The following is a 16,951-nucleotide window of genomic DNA, read 5'->3' as shown; positions in this document are numbered from 1 at the left end:
CAGCGCAATTTCGCGACATCTTCAACAGGCTCGCAACAGACGCAGCGCTGCGCTTGCGAGACGCTGACCTCATCTTTCAACCATGAGGACGCCGCTATGCACCGCTATGACAAGTTCGACTTCCCCCTGGCCAAGACCCGTCAGCATCTTGAGACCGGCCCGATAGTGCTTGTCAGCTCATGCTGGCAAGGCGAAACCAACATTATGACCATGGGCTGGCACATGATGATGCAGTTCAGCCCCGCGCTGTTCGGCTGCTATATCTGGGAGGGAAACCACAGCTACGAGATGATCCGCCGCAGCCGGGAATGCGTGATTAACATCCCCACAGCGGCCAACGTCGATGCCGTCGTCGCGATCGGCAACAGTTCGGGACGCTCGGTGGACAAGTTCGAGGCATGCGGGTTAACCGCTGCGCGTGCCAGTCAAGTGCAGGTGCCCTTGATCGAGGAGTGCTATGCAAACTTTGAATGCCGCCTGGCCGATGATAGCCAGATCGACGCCTACGGCCTTTTCATCTGGGAGGTGGTGAAAGGCCATGTCGCCACCGACGTTAGAGAGCCGGCTACCTTGCATTACATCGGGCAGGGCCGATTCCGTGTGGCGGGCCGGGTGATCGATATGAGCGAGCTCTTTAAACCGCAGAATCTCTGAGGCCGCCGTCACGCGTGCCTATAGATGCTGGGCGTGACGCCTACCTCGCGGCGAAACACCTGGGAGAAATGGCTGGGGCTCGAGTAGCCAACCTCTAATCCGACATCAATGATGCTGCGGTCCGTCTCCAGCAACAGATGCCGGGCGCGGTTCATACGCAAACGGATGAAGTACTGCGAAGGCGACAGCCCGGTGGCGCGTTTGAACATCCGACTGAAGTGGTACTCGCTCAAGCCGGCAACCCGGGCAAGATTGGCGAGACTGAAGTCTTCGGCCAGGCCTTCGTTCATCGCCTCGATGACGCGCCGCAACTTGTAGGCCTGCAACGCATTGCTGCGCCGGGCGCCGCGGCGGGGATCAAGGTATCGGCGCACCAGATGCACGGCGAGCGCCTGAGCCAGGCTGTGAGCAAACAAGGGGCTGGGGTGGCGCTCGTCGAGGAGCTCTTGGCGCAGCTGCTCCAACATGACGCTGATCCGATCATCCTGCGCGCCGGAAATATCGAGAAAGGATACCGGGTCGGCGTGATCGCCCAGTACGTCGCGAGCTGCCTGGTCGATCAGCGGCAGGCCGAGGTACAGGTGCATCACCTCGAAGATTTCGCAGCCTTGCGTTTGCCAGCGCATCTCGTAGGGCTCGCCAGTGTTTGTGAGAAAGAAGTCACCGGCTTTTATATCGGACGCCTCCCATTCGCCGCCCAGGGCGCGCTCCTCGACTCGGGCGGCGCCCGCCAGCACCCACACTAGAAGTGGCTCGACCACCGCGGGCACCAGGATCGGCTCGACGATGCTGCGATGGCTAAACCGCAGCAGCACCACGTCCTGCATCTGCGGGCGCGGCGGCAAGGCCTGCGGCGTACCTGGCAGGTAATGCAGCATCGATTCGCCCGTGATGCGCTGAGCATCGCTTGCAGGGAGGTTCTGGGGATCTGCTTGGCGCACAGGAAACTCCATCGACAGAGCCCTCTGGCGAGGGCTGGTGTAGATAGGGTAACCCAGCCTCGGCGGCTTTGAGCAGGGTAGCGCTGCGGATCAGCCGGCTAACGCAGGGATCGGCGCATCCAGGGCAAGGGCAGCCCGGACCGGGTCGAAGTATTCGCGGATAAACGCGAGCTTACCGTTCTCGACGCGTACAAACAGCACGTACTCCTGCTCGTAGATGCGTCCGGTCGGTTTGATGAGGCCCACGGCCTTAACCTCGGCGCTGGCCTCAAGCGGGCTCGCGCCGGGGTGAATTCGTAAGTCAAAGAAGCGGAAGTTCTCCACCGCGTTGATGAACCAGCCGACATGGCCAAGCACCTGGTCGCGCCCTTCGAGACGCGCTGGATGCCCGAGTGCGGGCGCAAATGGCAGCTCCCACACTAGGTCGTCAGTGATCATGGTTTTCCAGCGTTCAGAGTCATCAACAAAGGTTTCGAAATGCAGGCGCAGCAGCTGTTCGGCGGTCATGATGTTTGCTCGTATCCAGGAGAAAGGAAGGGCTTGTCAGAGGGCAAGCCCGGAACGGTCAGCCGAACAGCTTGATAGCTGTTTTGGCGATCAACTCTCCTTGGTGGCGAGCACCGTCCAGCTCGATGTCACTGGGCTGACGCGAGCCGTCACCGCCCGTGATGGTCGTCGCGCCATAAGGGGCGCCGCCCACCACTTCTGAAATGCTCATCTGGCCCTGGTGGCTGTAAGGCAGGCCGAGGATGGTCATGCCGAAGTGCAGCAGGTTGGTAATGATCGAGAACAGCGTAGTTTCCTGGCCGCCATGTTGAGTCGCGCTCGCCGTGAAGGCTCCGCCGACCTTACCGTTGAGCGCACCACGCGCCCAGAGGCCGCCGGCCTGATCGAGGAAGGCGGCCATTTGGCTGCTGATGCGGCCGAAGCGGGTGCCGGTGCCGACGATGATGGCGTCGTACTGTTCGAGCTCGGCGACCGTTGCAATCGGTGCGGTCTGATCCAGCTTGAAGTGGGCACCGCGGGCGATGTCTTCGGGGACAGTCTCCGGGACGCGTTTGACGTCTACCTGCGCACCGGATGCCCGGGCGCCCTCAGCGACGGCGTTGGCCAATGTTTCGAGATGTCCGTAGGACGAGTAGTAGAGAACCAGAACCTTTGCCATGAGATGTCTCCATTGGGTAAGTGCCAGCGGCGTGTTGCCGCGATGGAGCCAATGTCTCATGGCGCTACGATTCGAAAATAGGCGACTAATCTCGAGCGTTAGGTTCGATTTTATCGAATGGTCAGGCGTCTCCGGCGGCCTGCGCCTTGAACCGTTCGATCAGCCAGTTCGCGGCCGGGCCGGGCGGTGTGTCGGTGCGGTAGATGACATCGAAGGCGTAATCGCCGCCGAAGCAGTCAGGCAGGTCGAGTTGCACGAGGCGTCCGTCGGCTAGGTCATCGCGGATCATGTCGATCGGCATGTTGCCCCAGCCAATACTTTCGCGGAGCAGCATGTGCTTGGCGCCCAGATCCGCCAGTCGCCAGGTGCGAGTGCCGACTACGGCGAACTCCTGATCCTCGGTAAGTTGCGAGCGGTCGGTCAGGACCAGTTGGACATGTGCGCGGCCTGTACCGGGCGCGTGTGGACCCGGTTGCGCCAACGGGTGGTCGGGCGCCGCCACCGGAACCAGCGCCACCTTGCCTACGCCGATACGTTCGATGCCGTCGATGCTGGTGGTCAGCGGGCCGCTCACCCCCAGGGTGGCGCCGCGGTCGAGCACCTGTTGCGTCACTGCGCCAAGAGCCTCGATGTGCAGGTGCAGCGACACGGTGGGAAATTCCTCCCGGAAGGCTTTTAGCGCGTCGACCATACGTTCGCGGGGCAACATCACGTCGAGCACCAGATGCACCTCGGCTTCCAGGCCATGCAACAGCCCACGGACCTTGGCTCTCAACCCGTCGATTCCGTTATAGATGGTGCGAGCTTCGGCCAGCACCGTTCGGCCGGCGTCAGTCAGTTGTGGTTTGCGGGTGGTCTTGCGATCGAAGAGGCTGACGCCCAATTGCATTTCCAGGTTGGCAATCGAGTAGCTCACGACCGATGTGGCGCGGTGCAGCTTGCGCGCTGCACCAGCGAAACTGCCGACGTCTACCACCGTGAGAAATACGCGTAATTGGTCGAGGGTAGGGGTGCCTGGGTCTGAAATCATTTCTAATCTCTCGAACGTTTCGTTGCATATTATCCGGGTTTTGCAGATAAGCCAGCGGGCCTAGAGTGATCTCACTTTCTCACTCAATCAACGAGACCCGCCATGACCCTGTAGACCTCGACCACCGGAAGTATCGAACAGATCATTCTCCCCAACGTGCGCGACATCGGTGGGTTCGACGTGCGCCGAGCGTTGCCGTCGGCGCAGCGGCGGATGGTCGGGCCGTTCATCTTTCTCGACAGCTTCGGGCCGGTGGTTTTCGACTTGTTCTACGCGGACCTTCAGCTGCAAGCCGGCGCGCGTTATCGCCTGTCTGCCGAGCATATCGAGCGCGCTCTGTATGTAATCAGTGGTGAGGTCGAGGTGGTTGGGCAACCGGGTCGCTTCGGTGCCGATCGCCTGGTTGTGCTGCGCCCGGACAGCGAGGTGGTGCTGCGCGCCATCGGGCCCGCACGGTTCCTGCTGCTTGGTGGCGAACCGCTGGACGGACCGCGGCACATCTACTGGAACTCCGTCTCCAGTCGGCAGGACCGCATTCTCCAGGCGGCTGAGGATTGGCGCGCGCGCCGCTTTCCCGACGTGCCTGGCGATGACGAGTACATACCGCTACCCAGCACCGGGGCGCAATGGCGCTTCAAGTGATTACGGCTCCTTAGCACAGAAGCTGCGTTTGCAGATTTCAGGTTCGGGTACTCCAGTGATCATGATCAATTCGTATCGTTTTTATGTTGGCGCCGCTGCGGCGTTGTTCACCAATGGCATGTCGTTACTGGGTTTCGCTGACGAATCGGCGGGTGGCTCGCTCGGGCGCTGGAATGCAAAAGCTGTCTTAGCCGAAGCTCGGAGATCGTCTCGGCCATTGAGCTTGCCAGCGAGCCGCTTATATCGAACAAACCGCCGGCAGCTATTCCACCAGCGATGGAGCCAGACCAGTTCGGAGCAAAAACCCGACAGCCTAGGCAAACGCCCGAAGGCCGCGCTCGGCCATCTGCGAGATAGTAGAGCCGTCATCAACGACGGCACCCGACGGGTGCAGGCCGGCGAATGTTTCGCTTGGCCTCGAATCTGGAGGAAACAGCATGATCGATATCAAGAACACCGTCTCGCAGGAAGTTGAAGGCAAAGTCGCCCTGGTCACCGGCGCCGCTAGTGGCATCGGCAAGGCAATCGCACTGTTGCTGCATGCACGTGGTGCCAAGGTCGTTGCCGAAGACCTGAACCCCGCTGTAGAAGATCTCGCACGTCCCGGGCTAGTCCCGCTGGTGGCGGACATCAGCGAAGATGGCGCCGCAGAGCGCGCAGTCGGCCTTGCCGTTGAGCGGTTCGGCCGGCTGGATATCCTGGTCAACAATGCCGGGATCATCATCAACAAGCTGGTCGTCGACATGACCCGTGAAGATTGGGAACGCATTCAGGCGGTCAATGCAACCGCGGCATTTCTGCATTGCCGCGAGGCAGTCAAGGCGATGATGCCTAACAAATCCGGTGCCATCGTCAATATCGCCTCCTATGCCTCCTACTTCGCCTTTCCGACCATCGCGGCGTACACCGCTTCTAAGGGCGCGCTGGCTCAGCTGACTCGCACGCTCGCGCTCGAGGCCATCGAGCATGGCATCCGGGTCAATGCCATCGGCGTCGGCGACGTGGTCACCAACATCCTCAATGACGTGGTCGAGGACGGTCCGGGCTTTCTCGCCCAGCATGGCGAAGCCGCACCCATCGGCCGTGCCGCGCAGCCGGAAGAAATTGCCGAAATCGTCGCCTTTCTCGCCTCTGAACGAGCGAGCTTCATGGTCGGCTCGGTTGTCATGGCCGATGGCGGCATGACCGTCACCGCAGGTTGATCGACCCATCACTCATACAGGAGACCGCCTCATGAGCACGCTCACCAAGGTTGCTTTCTTCACCGCCCGCCCTGGGCAAAGCGATGCCCTCGGCCAGTGCCTGTTGGCGCTGGTCGGTCCCACACGGCAGGAGCCCGGCTGCGTCCGTTACGACATTTACCAATCGAGCGACTCGGCCGAGCACTGGTTCGTTTACGAGGACTGGCACTCGCCCACGGACTTTGACGGACATATGCAGGCGCCCTATGTGCAGGCCTTCATGAACGAACTCGATGCACTCTGCAGTGAGGCCCCCGAGATCCGCACGTTCGAGCGCCGTTCCGAAGCGGCCGAGCGCTGAACCTGACACTTGCAGGAGGACCTTCCCATGAGCACGCAAAACACTTGGCTGGTAACCGGCTGTTCTACCGGTTTCGGCCGCTACATCGCAACCCATCTACTTGAGCAGGGCGAGCGCGTGGTCGTCACCGCGCGCAAGACCGAACAGGTGCAGGATCTCGCCAGGCTCGGCCATGCCCTAGTGCTGCCACTGGACGTCACCGATGCCGAGCAGGCCAAGGCTGTGGTGGCTGAAGCCGAGCGCGCATTCGGCTCGGTGGATGTATTGGTCAACAATGCCGGCATCGGTTACTTCGCCGCGGTTGAGGAGACTGACCCGCAGGCGGCGCGCCGCCTGTTCGAAGTCAATTTCTTCGGAACCGCCCATGTGATCCACGCGGTGCTACCCGGCATGCGCCAGCGGCGTCGGGGCATGATCGTCAACCTGACCTCCATAGGCGGGCTCGTGGGTTACCCCGCGGTGGGCTACTACTGCGCGAGCAAGTTCGCCGTCGAGGGGCTGTCGGAAACCCTGCGCGCCGAGCTTGAGCCCTTAGGCATCAGCGTCATGACGGTGGAACCCAGCGCATTTCGCACCGAATGGGCAGGCTCAGCGGCCGAAGTGCCGGAACCGATCGATGACTACGACGTCACCGCCGGTGAGGCGCGCCGCGCCTACCACGCCTCGGTCGGCAAGCAGGAAGGCGATCCGGCCCGTGCCGCCGCGGCGATTCACACCGCGGTCACCACGGCTCAGCCACCGCAACGGCTGCTGCTGGGCAACAGGGCATTCGATGTGGCGACGGCCAAGCTCTCGGCCATGCGCGTGGAGTTCAACACCTGGGAAGCCATAGCTCGCGGCGCCGATTTTCTAGAATCAAATGTTTGATAACCGTCCCGGCGGCTCGCCGCGCGGGCTGCCGTCCAACCGAAATAGCTTTGGAGGATCGCAGATGTCTGACCATCACAGCAAGGTCGCCCTTATCACCGGTGGCGGTTCCGGCATCGGTGCCGCTGCAGCGCGCCGGTTCCTGCGCGGAGGCGGATCGGTCGTCGTTGCCGGGCGTAACCGGGACCGGCTAAACACCTTTGTGGCCGACCTGCCCGCCGACCGCGTGCTGGCTCACGCAGCAGCCGTTTCTCAGCGCGACGCCTGCGAGGAACTGGTTCGCTTGACGGTCGAGCGCTTCGGACATCTCGACACGCTGATCAACGCCGCCGGCATGAACCTGGTTGGCAACTGGAAGAGACATCAGACCAGGACTGGCGAGCCTGCATGTCTGCGGACCTGCACAGCGTGTACCATGATCGGCAGAGAACGGCCATAAGCTGCCGCAGACAGAAAAATCCACTGTCCTAGCAACACCGAAAAGCCGCCTCAGCACCAACTCTGAGCACTCATCGAATCGACTTCGCCTGACTTCTAGGACTGTTGATCTTAGATAGCAGATCACGGTTCACGCCTTCCAATTGCTTGTTCTCCTTGGCCAGCTGAGCGTTTTGCTCCTGAAGTACTTTCTTCTCTGTACAAAGCCGCAGATTCACGATGGCTATCCTCTTCAGATCTCCATCTCGCTCAGCCAATATGTCACGTAGTTCCTTGACCAGCAGGTCTGCTCCTTGAAGGGCTTTCTCCTTCTTGACGAGCTTTTCTCGCGACTCCTTGTTGGTCTTTTGACGAATTAGCTCTGCAAGGTCTGGATATCGGTTGTGTATCGTCGCATTGCTTATGCCGGCCTCTTCGGCAACGGAGGCGATACTTAGCTTACGACTCATCTGAACTTGCTTGGGACGCCCTTTGGTAATCCTTGAGATAGCCAACTCAATTGCACGCCTTGTCTGGTCGTTTCCCATGCTACACCGCCTCTACTGCTGGTATGAGACGCGATGGACGTTCTGGTAAGGGATACAGCTCAACTGGGTGTCCAAGTTCGCCTAGCACCCGCTCTGCCTCTCGCAAGTGCCTTGTGGCTCGCTCCCAGGCTGGATCGCCAAGATCTGGCCATGAGAGCACCTCAGCCTGCTGATCTCTAATGCGCCGCCAGATGAGCAAGTGTCCCTGGTCAATGACACCCTCACCGCAGCCAACGCACCGGATCGCATCGTAAAGCCCCTCCCCGCCGCATCCGCTAGTCGATGCCAGACACCAAGAGTGGCCAGTGCCACGGATGAAAACACCTTCGCCAACAGCCCTGACCAGAGCTTTAGGGTCCTTTGCTGTCTTCACCTCGGGTCTCCCTCTGAATCGCACGATATGGTCAGCCCTACCGCCAGAAAGCTTCTGACTTGGAGCCAGCCATCCAGAAATGATACTTACCTGCAATTCGTCCCTTTTTGACAATACAGATTCAAGAAGCGTGTCATCAAATAGCGGGTCTTTTGCATAGTGCAGAGTCATATCCATTGACCAATGTTTGAAATGGTGTCGCAGATACCGAACATCGCCAAGCACGTTCCTCGCGACAAAAACAGCAAATGTCCTACGAAACTGGTGTGTTGCGAGCGGCCACAGTTTCTCCGGAGTTATCGCAGTGCGATCAATAACCTCACCCAAGTCATCACTCAACACGACTAGCTCAAAACGCTCTGCAACCTTTTTGAGGAGCGTATTTGTTAGTACGTTCTGTAGAAATTCAGGCCGTGTGCCAAGCGCTTTCCAGCCAAGAAAAAGGCTGCTGCCCAAGAGAGTGGCATCATTGACGATTTTTGATTTTAGTCCCTCACCTTTGGCTAGTTCGGACAGATACAATCTTCTTTTGCCGATGTAGGGCAGAAGAGACCTCCGCAACCCCGATGCCACGTTAACAGCCTTTTCGACGACAGGTGGAACCATCCATCTTGCAGGCTTTGGCTGCTCTTCCAGCTTGTATGTGAGCCCATGAAGCCAGCAAAATTCTTCGCCACCCATATCGAACGAGCGCTCAAAGCAATTATATTTTAACGAAATAATTTCGGAGTCCCGCATACCGCTAAACATGGCAACGACGATGTAGCAGCACGTACGCAGAACCCTGACCTCATCATCAAGATCCGTTAGAAAGCGAAGTCCGTTCGCGTCCAGCAAAGGCTGCATTTTAGAAAGTGCCCTTGCCCTCGCGATATCATAAGACACTGACTCTAGTGTCTGATGGGCGCTCTTCGCTCCTTTTTTCATTCTCACCTTTGCATGATATTCAGCAAGCTCCATCTCTTGTGAATAAAAGGAATGGAATGTATCCCAGATATGCAGAATTCGATCCGACTCATGTTCTATGAACTCTATGGATTTCCGTCCGAGATCGGCATATAAGCGCTTTGGTATAATCTCAGTCCTGACATCATACATACCACCTGTACGTCGAGCCCCCGCAAGACTGAACGCAGTTTCCTCTGGCCATGGATGCTCACTCATTGGTTTTGGTAAATGCGCTCTAAAAGCGTAAATTAATTCCAAAACCTCCAATAGAGCAACTTTCTGTCGCTGCTTAACAGACTTATCCGCGTTTACATATGACGCATACGCAGCACACCGCATAGGAGTCAGCTCATTGAAGCCCGTGATGGATTGCCCACACATCCAACGAAGAAGCGGCTTCACGTTTGTCCAGCAAGAAATTAGTGTTGCGGCTTTTATGTGCTTGGTTGATCGCGGTGACTTGGCGAGCCAACGCGTATATATAAAAGATTTAGCGGCTATTAGCAAACTAGTCTTTGCTTCGTCGGTGGATCTCACTTCATCGGCAAGAGGATGATCAAAATTTATATAGAGGTTTGACGTATTTTTGTTGAGGACATACGGGGAAAAGTCCCATATGTTATTCTCATACCTAGAAAGCGGCATTGATTCACCGTTTTCGCCGGCTATATATGTAACTGCAAGATCCTTGCGATCATCAACAGCGATTTTTCTTAGGACTGCACAGGGCGGCCTGGCTATAGTTGCATTAGTAGCGCTCACTCCTCACCTCCAAGTAAAGTCCTATCTCGCCACATTGGATGAGGGGTAGCGAGCGCTCGGCGTTTCTCACGCTCAACTACAGCCGGTTCAAAAAGGGGAGTTATATCGTTGTCGATGACCCGGATCACCCACGCATAGACGGAATTCCAGCGCGATTTGCCGAGTAGCCCGCGTTCTTTGATCAGAAGCCAGTAAAAACTGAACAGACGATAAAGGTCTGATTCGATCACGACCTGATTGGGGCAACGAAAGCAATGGAGAAAGCGCTGACAGTTGGTGGTGCCATTTCTTGGAGCAAAACGTCCATTGATGGGATCTGAACAACGCGCAACGCCTGTATTTAGTGCTCCGCTCAGTAGCAGATTAACTTTTTCGGGCTCTATGGATAGTTGAGCTGACAAGTCATCGCGAAAGCTCTGCTCATTCACCTGACCGGTCATGACGCCTTCGAGAATACGACCTACGAATTTATGATTCCGCTCCATCTCAGGCGTGACAGCGAGGTAGTGGCTATCAGTCATCCGCGTACTGTTACCCAAGAGCTGAGCCGTCTTGAACAAGTTTCCGTTGGTCAATTGCCATATTCGCGTTGCGAAGGTTTTTCGTAGCCTCGATACATTGACCTTCAGTAATTTTGGCAGACCGTTCGATGCGCTTCTATCGCCAAAAATTTGATGCCGGGCAACCAGTGCAGCGGCTTGTTGGTCAATATTGGAGGCGTTGAGAGTCTTCACGCCTCTATTTCCCTTGGCACGGTAAAGCCAGACACGATCGTGCATGGTCTTCGGCGCTAGATCTAGCAGAGGAAAGGATCTGGCTAGCGCCTCCCTGTACAGGGTGACCACATCGCTCGGTACCGACGCGGACTCATCATCAGCGGTGTGGTAACGAAAGGCTTGGCGGTGAATCTTGAAGCCTCTACGCTTGTACAATTGGAGCACGCCCATGTCCGGCTTGAGAGGGTGATCGGTGATTGCATCTCTGCTCATCTCTAGTAGTGGAGTGAGATTGCGGCCACTTCTGGCAGCGATCAGCAAGAGGTAGACCGTCATAGCGGCGGCCTCGCTCCCACTAGGCAAATTACCGGAGCGGATCATGTCTAAGTCCTTCAGGAGCGCTATCAGCAAGCGCTCTATCTCGCCCTGCGTGAATGCCTGATGACCAACATACGCTCTGTCGGCATTCGGAAATGGAATTTGAGGAAACACACCGATCCCAAGTTGGCCGGCGCGAACGCGGTTCATCAAGACTGTTTTTGTTGCGTTGTAGATGGCCCGCGCCGAGGTGATTGAGATTGTCCCCTTACCCCTTGCTGGCTGTTGCTTTAGCCATTCCGTGTAGCGTTCAACTGTGCGCGGGATTATGTCGGCGAGGCACCCTATGACGCGACCCTTACCCAATTCAGCGTCGAGGTACTTGAACCAGTAACGCATACCGGATGCACAAAGGTTCAGTACGGTCGATTGGCTGACCCCTGACGATTGAATTTCTTGGACAGCTTCGTGCATCTGACGTGAGAGCAATAGTCTCGTAGCTGGCTCAATCGATTCCGGTACCGATGCCCACTGCGAGAAGTCGAACACCCTCGTTCCAACGCAAATCGTCATGTCATCAAGAGGTCTTTTTGCTGTTTCAATTGAGATGATATTTTCCGGCTGCATGCCATAGCTTTTTCTAGGTCTAGCCATGTGCACTCCCGAGCAAGTCCAACTCTTCCTGATATGTATTCAGCTCCGCGTTTTCCATGAGATCAAGACAGTGAAGATAGATGCTAGTCGTTTGGACGCTGCTGTGACCCAGGCGATCTCGAACCCATGAAAGTGCTTGCCCCATGGCCACACGCTGTGACTGGTGGAGTAGTTCAAAAGTAGCAAAGGTGTGTCTCAGCATGTGCGGAGTAACCCTGAACATAACCCGAGGTTGTTTCCCAGACCAAAGTCGTCTGTACGCATTGTTCAAGCCTTTCTCGCTGAAAGGGTGACCATCTCTGTTTAAGAAGACGGGTTGAATCCCAGAGCGGCTTGCACCGCGACCGAAGTTGGCCCTGAATGCTCCCTCAGCGAAGCTCAGGTAATCGAAAAGCTCCCGCATAACGTGCCAACCAATGAAGACTGTCCTAGGTTTTGAATTCTTCAGCAGCATGTCTGATGGGCTCAGATCAACACGAATGCGCTTCCGTGCATCGAGCCCTGTCGGGTCAAAAACATACTTGGTAGGAAATGTCCTGCATTCTTCGTTGCGAAGGCCGGTTTGAAGCATCAGCACCGTCATCAATCGAAGCGTTTTAGTTGTGCATGCCTGAATCAGGAGCTTGGCTTGTTCAAGCGATAGAAGTTTAGGCGGCTCGCGGAAGACCTTCAGCCGAAGGTCGTCGCCATCTATCATCTTGGCGGCATGTGCATGTCTCAAGAAGCCCTGATTGTTCCCGGCAACAAATTTCGGTGAGGCATCCCATGGAACTGAGCTAATGCGGCCCCGTTTGTGCGCCCATTGATAGAACCCCATGAGGCATGTCAGCCGCTGATTCACAGTGCTCGGTTTTATGGCCCTTAAGCCCGTTGATGGACTTGTCAGAGAGATTGACCAGTTCCTATACGCGGCAAGATTACTTACGGCGGATCGAGCGTGCCCCGCGAAAGGGACATGAGCCCAATCGAGGGCGTTTGCTTCCAGCCAGGAGAAGTAGTCGTACAGTGCCTCGCCATGATTTCTCCAAGTCTTGGGGCTACGTGTCTTGCCTCGTTCCAGCGCCAGATACATGAGGTAATCGTTTGCCGGCTCAACCAATTCCATTTGCCCGTCCAGCAGGAAAGGAATTCCAATATAAGCCTGTGTGAGCAGGACGAAACCGTTATCGGTGAACAGTAGCCTCATGGTGCATACCACTCATTGAGTAATGAGAGATCCTTTGTCTCTAAGCTAATGAATCATAGGCGCTCTGTCTGTAACAGAAATAGGGTTACCCTGCTTGAACAACGCTGCACGCGCCGCCTCGCCGGCCAGGGCTCGGTCAGCGAACACCAGCACTTCGGGGTCGAGACTGATCAATGACTCGGTGGAAAATGGCTTGTAACCACTGTGCGTCGCCAGATTGTGTCCGCCCGCCCGCTGAATCATCCAGTCGGCAGCCGTGTCCTTGCCGGCGATCAGCGGTTTGCCGCCGGCATGCCCCAGCAGCATCAACACACCGGGAGACGGTTGCGTCAGTTGCGCCTTGGTCACCCGAATCTTCTGCTGTTCAAGCCGGTGTTGATAATCCTGGAACAACTGCGTCGCCCTGTCCTGCGCACCGAGCAGCTTGCCCAGCTGCTGCAAGTTAGCCTGCAGGGTCAGCACATCGGGCTGCGCTGAAAACAACTCGACCTGCACGCCAGCACTGCGAATCTGCGAAAGCACTGGCGGCGGCCCCGTTTCTTCGGTGCCGACCAGAATGTGCGGGCGCAAGCTCAGCACACCTTCTGCCGACAACTGCCGCTGGTAGCCTATGCTGGGCAACGCTTTGAGGCTTGCCGGGTGCTGACTGGTGGTATCGACGCCCACCAGTTTCGACTCCCCGCCCAAAGCACTGACCCATTCCGACAGCGCGCCACCGGCACTGACCCAGCGCTGAGGCAATTCCGCTGCGGCGGCGTGGTGACTCGCGAACAATCCGAGGCAGAGCGCAACAACGCGGGCAGGCAGGCGCATAGACAACTTCCTTGAAGGTTTGCAGGCATTGAGATGACAGGCCAAGTATCCTCGGCATCCGGCATCGGCAGCCAAACGGGGTAGGCGGCCATTTGATAATTGTTTGCATTTGAACGTCAAGCTCGGACATTTCCAGTCACGAGTCAGGCGCATTTGAGGATACACATGAAGTTTCTTTGCGCAGGCACAGAAATCAGCGAAGCCAGCAGCCGCGGTTTCGACATTTGCGGGCAGAAACTTTTTGCCGTAAGACGAGGCGGTCAGGTCCATGTCTACATTAACCGTTGCCCGCACCGTGGCGTGGGGCTGGAATGGAAGCCGGACCAGTTTCTCGATGCCAGCAACAGCTTGATTCAATGCGCGACCCACGGCGCCTTGTTTCTCATCGAAGACGGTGAGTGCGTGTCCGGGCCCTGCGCCGGTCGGTCACTCACTGCCGTCGAATCCCGCGAAGATGAACAGGGCATCTGGATCAACGTTTAACCGTTGAGCAAAACATCCAGACGCCGATCCACGACCATTTCTTCGTGGCTCAGCCGCACACCGTACGCAAGCACCTCCACTCCGCACGCTACCGCCTCGCGTAACGCTGCCGCGTAGGCCGAATCGATCTCTTCTGCAGGACGCACGGCATCGATGCCGCTGAGGTTGACGCAATAAAGCTGCACCGCACGAATCCCGTCCCGCGCCAGATGCGCCAATTCGCGCAGATGCTTCGCGCCGCGCTGGGTCACTGCATCGGGAAACGCGGCGACGGACGATCCGTCGTAACCCAGGGTTACACTTTTGACTTCCACATACGCGGGCCCGCTTGGGTAATCGAGGCGGAAATCAATGCGGCTGCTTTCCTGACCGTAAGCCACTTCGCGCCGCAGCTCGGTAAACCCGTTCAGCTCAGTGATCACGCCGGCGCGCAGGGCTTCCTCAATCAAGCCATTGGCTCGCCCGGTATTAACGCAAAACAGGCGTCCTTGCGGGGTTTCGCCGATTTCCCAGGTACCGGGCAACTTGCGTTTTGGGTCGTTGGTGCGGCTGAACCAGACCTGCCCGCCTTCGACCTGGCAGTTGAGCATCGAGCCGGTGTTGGGGCAGTGAATGGTCAGCAACTCGCCGTGAACAGTTTCGATGTCTGTGAGAAATCGCTTGTAACGGCGGATCAGGCGTCCTTCTTCGAGGGGAGGATAAAAGCGCATCAGCCTTGCCAGCTCCGCAAACCGCGAGCGATGCGTTCGACCGCTTCCTCCAGTCGCGCAAGACTTTGTGTGTAAGCGAATCTCACGTGATGGCCGGCCTGATAGCGACCAAAGTCGAGCCCCGGGGTAATTGCCACGTATTCCGTTTCGAGGAAATGTCGGCAGAATGCGAAGGCATCGCCGCCGAAACGGCTGATATCAGCGTACAAATAGAAAGCACCTTCGGGCTCGACGGCGATGCCGAAGCCGAGCTCGCGCAAGGCGGGCAGCAGGAAGTCGCGACGGCGACCGAACTCGGCGCGGCGCTCTTCCAGAATGCTGATAGTCGCCGGCTCGAAGCACGCCAGTGCCGCATGCTGGGCCATGCTCGGAGCGCTGATGTAGAGGTTCTGGGCGAGTTTTTCCAGTTCGCCCACCGCCGCCTGCGGCGCGACCAGCCAGCCAAGTCGCCATCCCGTCATGCCGAAATACTTTGAAAAACTATTCAGGACAAAGGCTTCATCGTCGACCTCCAGCACGCTGGCCGCATCGGTGCCATAGGTCAGTCCGTGATAAATCTCGTCCACCACCAGATGACCATGACGCGCTTTGATGGTCGATGACAGCCCCGCCAGCTCGCTGCGGTTCAGGATTGTTCCGGTGGGATTGGCCGGCGATGCCACCAGAGCGCCGACACTGTCGTGGTCCCAATGCCGCTCGATCAGGTCCGGTGTCAGTTGATAGCGCACATCCGGGCCAACCGGTACAAGCTGCGCCGTACCTTCGACCAAGCGCAGGAAGTGCCGGTTGCACGGGTAACCCGGGTCGGCCAGCAGCCAGTGCTTGCCGGGATCCACCAGCAAGGCACTGGCCAACAACAGCGCGCCAGACCCGCCGGGGGTGATGAGGATTCGCTGCGGATCTATATCCAAGCCGTAACGCTGCTGGTAAAAACCCGAGATCGCCTCGCGCAGCTCAGGGATGCCCCGTGCGGCGGTGTAGCGGGTTTTTCCGGCAGTGAGCGCCGCCTGCCCCGCCCGGATGATCGGCTCGGCGGTGGTGAAGTCCGGCTCTCCGATTTCCAGATGGATCACATCGTGGCCGGCAGCCTGCAATTCGTTGGCCCGTGCCAGCAACGCCATGACATGGAAAGGTTCGATCGCGCGACTGCGGGCACTGTAGGGCGAGGCCATTGGCGTTCCTTCAACGGGAAAAACTGTGATTCTACCCATGCACTGGAACGAGCGAGAACCTAAAGCGGTCACAGGCCTTGAGACCCTGGCCGCAAACGACTCGAGCGAGTGTTCCAGGTTTGACTAAAATCATTAATTGATCAGGCCTCCGTCACTTCCAGACAAGACTTGGCAGCCTTTTGCAAGCAGGACGGCGCATTCCCTCGACATCCGGGAGTAGCGCGGTCCGATTTGATCTGGTAAGTTCGCCCGCTTGCAGCCGCAGGGCCGGCAGGTGTCGGTGATGGAGCAATCCTGCGCAGATGGATTACAAGAGTAGAGGCGGTCCATTTCATGCCCACCCAAGCAAAGCAGCAAAATCAGTCGATCAGCGGCTTCGAACCCTACCAGTCGGTCAAGGGCGAGGAGTACATGGGCAAGCCCATGCGCGCTCACTTCACCAAGATCCTGAACAAGTGGAAACAGGACTTGATGCAGGAAGTCGACCGTACGGTTGATCACATGAAAGACGAAGCGGCCAACTTCCCTGACCCGGCAGACCGTGCCAGCCAGGAAGAAGAATTCAGCCTCGAACTGCGTGCCCGCGATCGCGAGCGCAAGTTGATCAAGAAGATCGACAAGACGCTTCAGTTGATCGAAGACGAAGAATATGGCTGGTGCGAGTCCTGCGGCGTCGAAATTGGCGTCAAGCGACTGGAAGCCCGCCCTACCGCCGACATGTGCGTTGACTGCAAGACCCTGGCGGAAATCAAGGAAAAACAAGTCGGCAAGTAATTTGCGATTTGATTCAAAACGGAGCGTGCGAACGCTCCGTTTTTTGTTTCTGATACTCGCGCCGGTCGCAGATCTTGAGGATGCATCCCGTTGTGGCGAGGGGATTTATCCCCGTTCGGCTGCGCAGCAGTCGCTAACCCGATTGACGCGCTCTATCTGACGTATCGCGATTATCGAGTTTGGGGCCGCTATGCGACCCAACGGGGATAAATCCCCTCGCCACAAAGGCTCGCTCC

Annotated in this window: 18 protein-coding genes and 1 pseudogene; 8 read left to right on the top strand and 11 right to left on the bottom strand. The window is 57.6% G+C overall.

Features of this window, described 5'->3' with window-relative positions; genetic code table 11:
- Nucleotides 1–96 precede the first annotated feature (96 nt).
- Entirely contained in the window at nt 97–654 is a 558-nt protein-coding gene (locus ACYZTS_RS11705; protein WP_461996016.1) for a flavin reductase family protein, read from the top strand.
- Between the two features lie 8 nt (nt 655–662).
- Here ACYZTS_RS11705 and ACYZTS_RS11700 read toward each other — a convergent pair whose 3' ends face one another.
- The 4 genes from ACYZTS_RS11700 to ACYZTS_RS11685 all read right to left on the bottom strand — a co-directional run bounded on the left by ACYZTS_RS11700 (nt 663) and on the right by ACYZTS_RS11685 (nt 3,790).
- The gene (locus ACYZTS_RS11700; protein ID WP_461996415.1) at nt 663–1,532 is read right to left on the bottom strand and encodes a helix-turn-helix domain-containing protein; all 870 of its coding nucleotides are present in this window, start codon (nt 1,530–1,532) and stop codon (nt 663–665) included.
- 153 nt (nt 1,533–1,685) lie between these two features.
- Complete coding sequence (locus ACYZTS_RS11695; RefSeq protein ID WP_461996014.1) at nt 1,686–2,102, bottom strand: nuclear transport factor 2 family protein; 417 nt, start codon at nt 2,100–2,102, stop codon at nt 1,686–1,688.
- 58 nt (nt 2,103–2,160) lie between these two features.
- The gene (gene wrbA / locus ACYZTS_RS11690; protein ID WP_461996012.1) at nt 2,161–2,760 is read right to left on the bottom strand and encodes an NAD(P)H:quinone oxidoreductase; all 600 of its coding nucleotides are present in this window, start codon (nt 2,758–2,760) and stop codon (nt 2,161–2,163) included.
- A 121-nt stretch (nt 2,761–2,881) separates the two neighbouring features.
- Nucleotides 2,882–3,790: a LysR family transcriptional regulator gene (locus ACYZTS_RS11685; RefSeq protein ID WP_461996010.1), complete on the bottom strand. Its 909-nt coding sequence runs from the start codon at nt 3,788–3,790 to the stop codon at nt 2,882–2,884.
- Between the two features lie 180 nt (nt 3,791–3,970).
- Between ACYZTS_RS11685 and ACYZTS_RS11680 the strand changes: the two genes are divergently transcribed.
- From ACYZTS_RS11680 to ACYZTS_RS11660, 5 genes are all read left to right on the top strand, one after another.
- Nucleotides 3,971–4,432, top strand: a complete 462-nt coding sequence (locus tag ACYZTS_RS11680; RefSeq protein WP_461996009.1) for a pirin-like C-terminal cupin domain-containing protein — start codon at nt 3,971–3,973, stop codon at nt 4,430–4,432.
- 437 nt (nt 4,433–4,869) lie between these two features.
- A complete protein-coding gene (locus ACYZTS_RS11675; protein WP_461996007.1) occupies nt 4,870–5,634 on the top strand; it encodes an SDR family NAD(P)-dependent oxidoreductase in 765 nt (254 codons plus the stop codon).
- Nucleotides 5,635–5,665: 31 nt separating this feature from the next.
- On the top strand, nt 5,666–5,974 hold the full coding sequence (locus tag ACYZTS_RS11670; RefSeq protein ID WP_461996005.1) for a putative quinol monooxygenase: 309 nt from the start codon (nt 5,666–5,668) through the stop codon (nt 5,972–5,974).
- Between the two features lie 27 nt (nt 5,975–6,001).
- Nucleotides 6,002–6,841, top strand: coding sequence for an oxidoreductase (locus ACYZTS_RS11665; RefSeq protein WP_461996003.1), 840 nt, complete (start codon nt 6,002–6,004; stop codon nt 6,839–6,841).
- A 64-nt stretch (nt 6,842–6,905) separates the two neighbouring features.
- Nucleotides 6,906–7,280 carry an SDR family NAD(P)-dependent oxidoreductase gene (locus ACYZTS_RS11660; protein WP_461996002.1) on the top strand — a complete coding sequence of 125 codons (375 nt, stop codon included), beginning with the start codon at nt 6,906–6,908 and terminating at the stop codon, nt 7,278–7,280.
- A gap of 70 nt (nt 7,281–7,350) precedes the next feature.
- Here the strand turns inward: ACYZTS_RS11660 and ACYZTS_RS11655 are convergent, their stop codons facing one another.
- The 5 genes and pseudogenes from ACYZTS_RS11655 to ACYZTS_RS11635 form a co-directional block, all read right to left on the bottom strand.
- A complete protein-coding gene (locus ACYZTS_RS11655; protein WP_461996000.1) occupies nt 7,351–7,806 on the bottom strand; it encodes a hypothetical protein in 456 nt (151 codons plus the stop codon).
- A gap of 1 nt (nt 7,807) precedes the next feature.
- Nucleotides 7,808–9,889 (bottom strand): site-specific integrase, encoded by a 2,082-nt coding sequence (locus ACYZTS_RS11650; RefSeq protein WP_461995998.1) that lies wholly within the window; start codon nt 9,887–9,889, stop codon nt 7,808–7,810.
- Entirely contained in the window at nt 9,886–11,577 is a 1,692-nt protein-coding gene (locus tag ACYZTS_RS11645) for a hypothetical protein (RefSeq protein ID WP_461995997.1), read from the bottom strand. The genes ACYZTS_RS11650 and ACYZTS_RS11645 overlap by 4 nt, the downstream gene beginning before the upstream one ends.
- Nucleotides 11,570–12,763 (bottom strand): tyrosine-type recombinase/integrase, encoded by a 1,194-nt coding sequence (locus ACYZTS_RS11640; RefSeq protein ID WP_461995995.1) that lies wholly within the window; start codon nt 12,761–12,763, stop codon nt 11,570–11,572. Before ACYZTS_RS11640 ends, ACYZTS_RS11645 begins: the two co-directional genes overlap by 8 nt.
- A 60-nt stretch (nt 12,764–12,823) precedes the next feature.
- Nucleotides 12,824–13,576, bottom strand: a pseudogene (locus ACYZTS_RS11635) (heme/hemin ABC transporter substrate-binding protein); the annotation flags it as partial.
- Nucleotides 13,577–13,741: 165 nt separating this feature from the next.
- On the opposite strand from ACYZTS_RS11635, the gene ACYZTS_RS11630 reads away from it, so the two are divergent.
- Nucleotides 13,742–14,059, top strand: coding sequence for a Rieske (2Fe-2S) protein (locus ACYZTS_RS11630; RefSeq protein WP_028623030.1), 318 nt, complete (start codon nt 13,742–13,744; stop codon nt 14,057–14,059).
- Here ACYZTS_RS11630 and sfsA read toward each other — a convergent pair.
- Together sfsA and ACYZTS_RS11620 are read right to left on the bottom strand one after the other, a co-directional pair.
- Nucleotides 14,056–14,769 carry a DNA/RNA nuclease SfsA gene (gene sfsA, locus ACYZTS_RS11625; RefSeq protein ID WP_028623029.1) on the bottom strand — a complete coding sequence of 238 codons (714 nt, stop codon included), beginning with the start codon at nt 14,767–14,769 and terminating at the stop codon, nt 14,056–14,058. The two genes, ACYZTS_RS11630 and sfsA, sit on opposite strands and share 4 nt — an antisense overlap.
- Nucleotides 14,769–15,941 carry a pyridoxal phosphate-dependent aminotransferase gene (locus ACYZTS_RS11620; protein WP_028623028.1) on the bottom strand — a complete coding sequence of 391 codons (1,173 nt, stop codon included), beginning with the start codon at nt 15,939–15,941 and terminating at the stop codon, nt 14,769–14,771. Before ACYZTS_RS11620 ends, sfsA begins: the two co-directional genes overlap by 1 nt.
- 333 nt (nt 15,942–16,274) lie before the next feature.
- On the opposite strand from ACYZTS_RS11620, the gene dksA reads away from it, so the two are divergent.
- Nucleotides 16,275–16,715: an RNA polymerase-binding protein DksA gene (dksA, locus tag ACYZTS_RS11615; RefSeq protein WP_028623027.1), complete on the top strand. Its 441-nt coding sequence runs from the start codon at nt 16,275–16,277 to the stop codon at nt 16,713–16,715.
- The last annotated feature ends 236 nt before the right edge of the window (nt 16,716–16,951 follow it).

Source organism: Pseudomonas sp. TMB3-21 (genome assembly GCF_054898145.1).
This window is presented reverse-complemented; position numbering and strand designations above follow the sequence as displayed.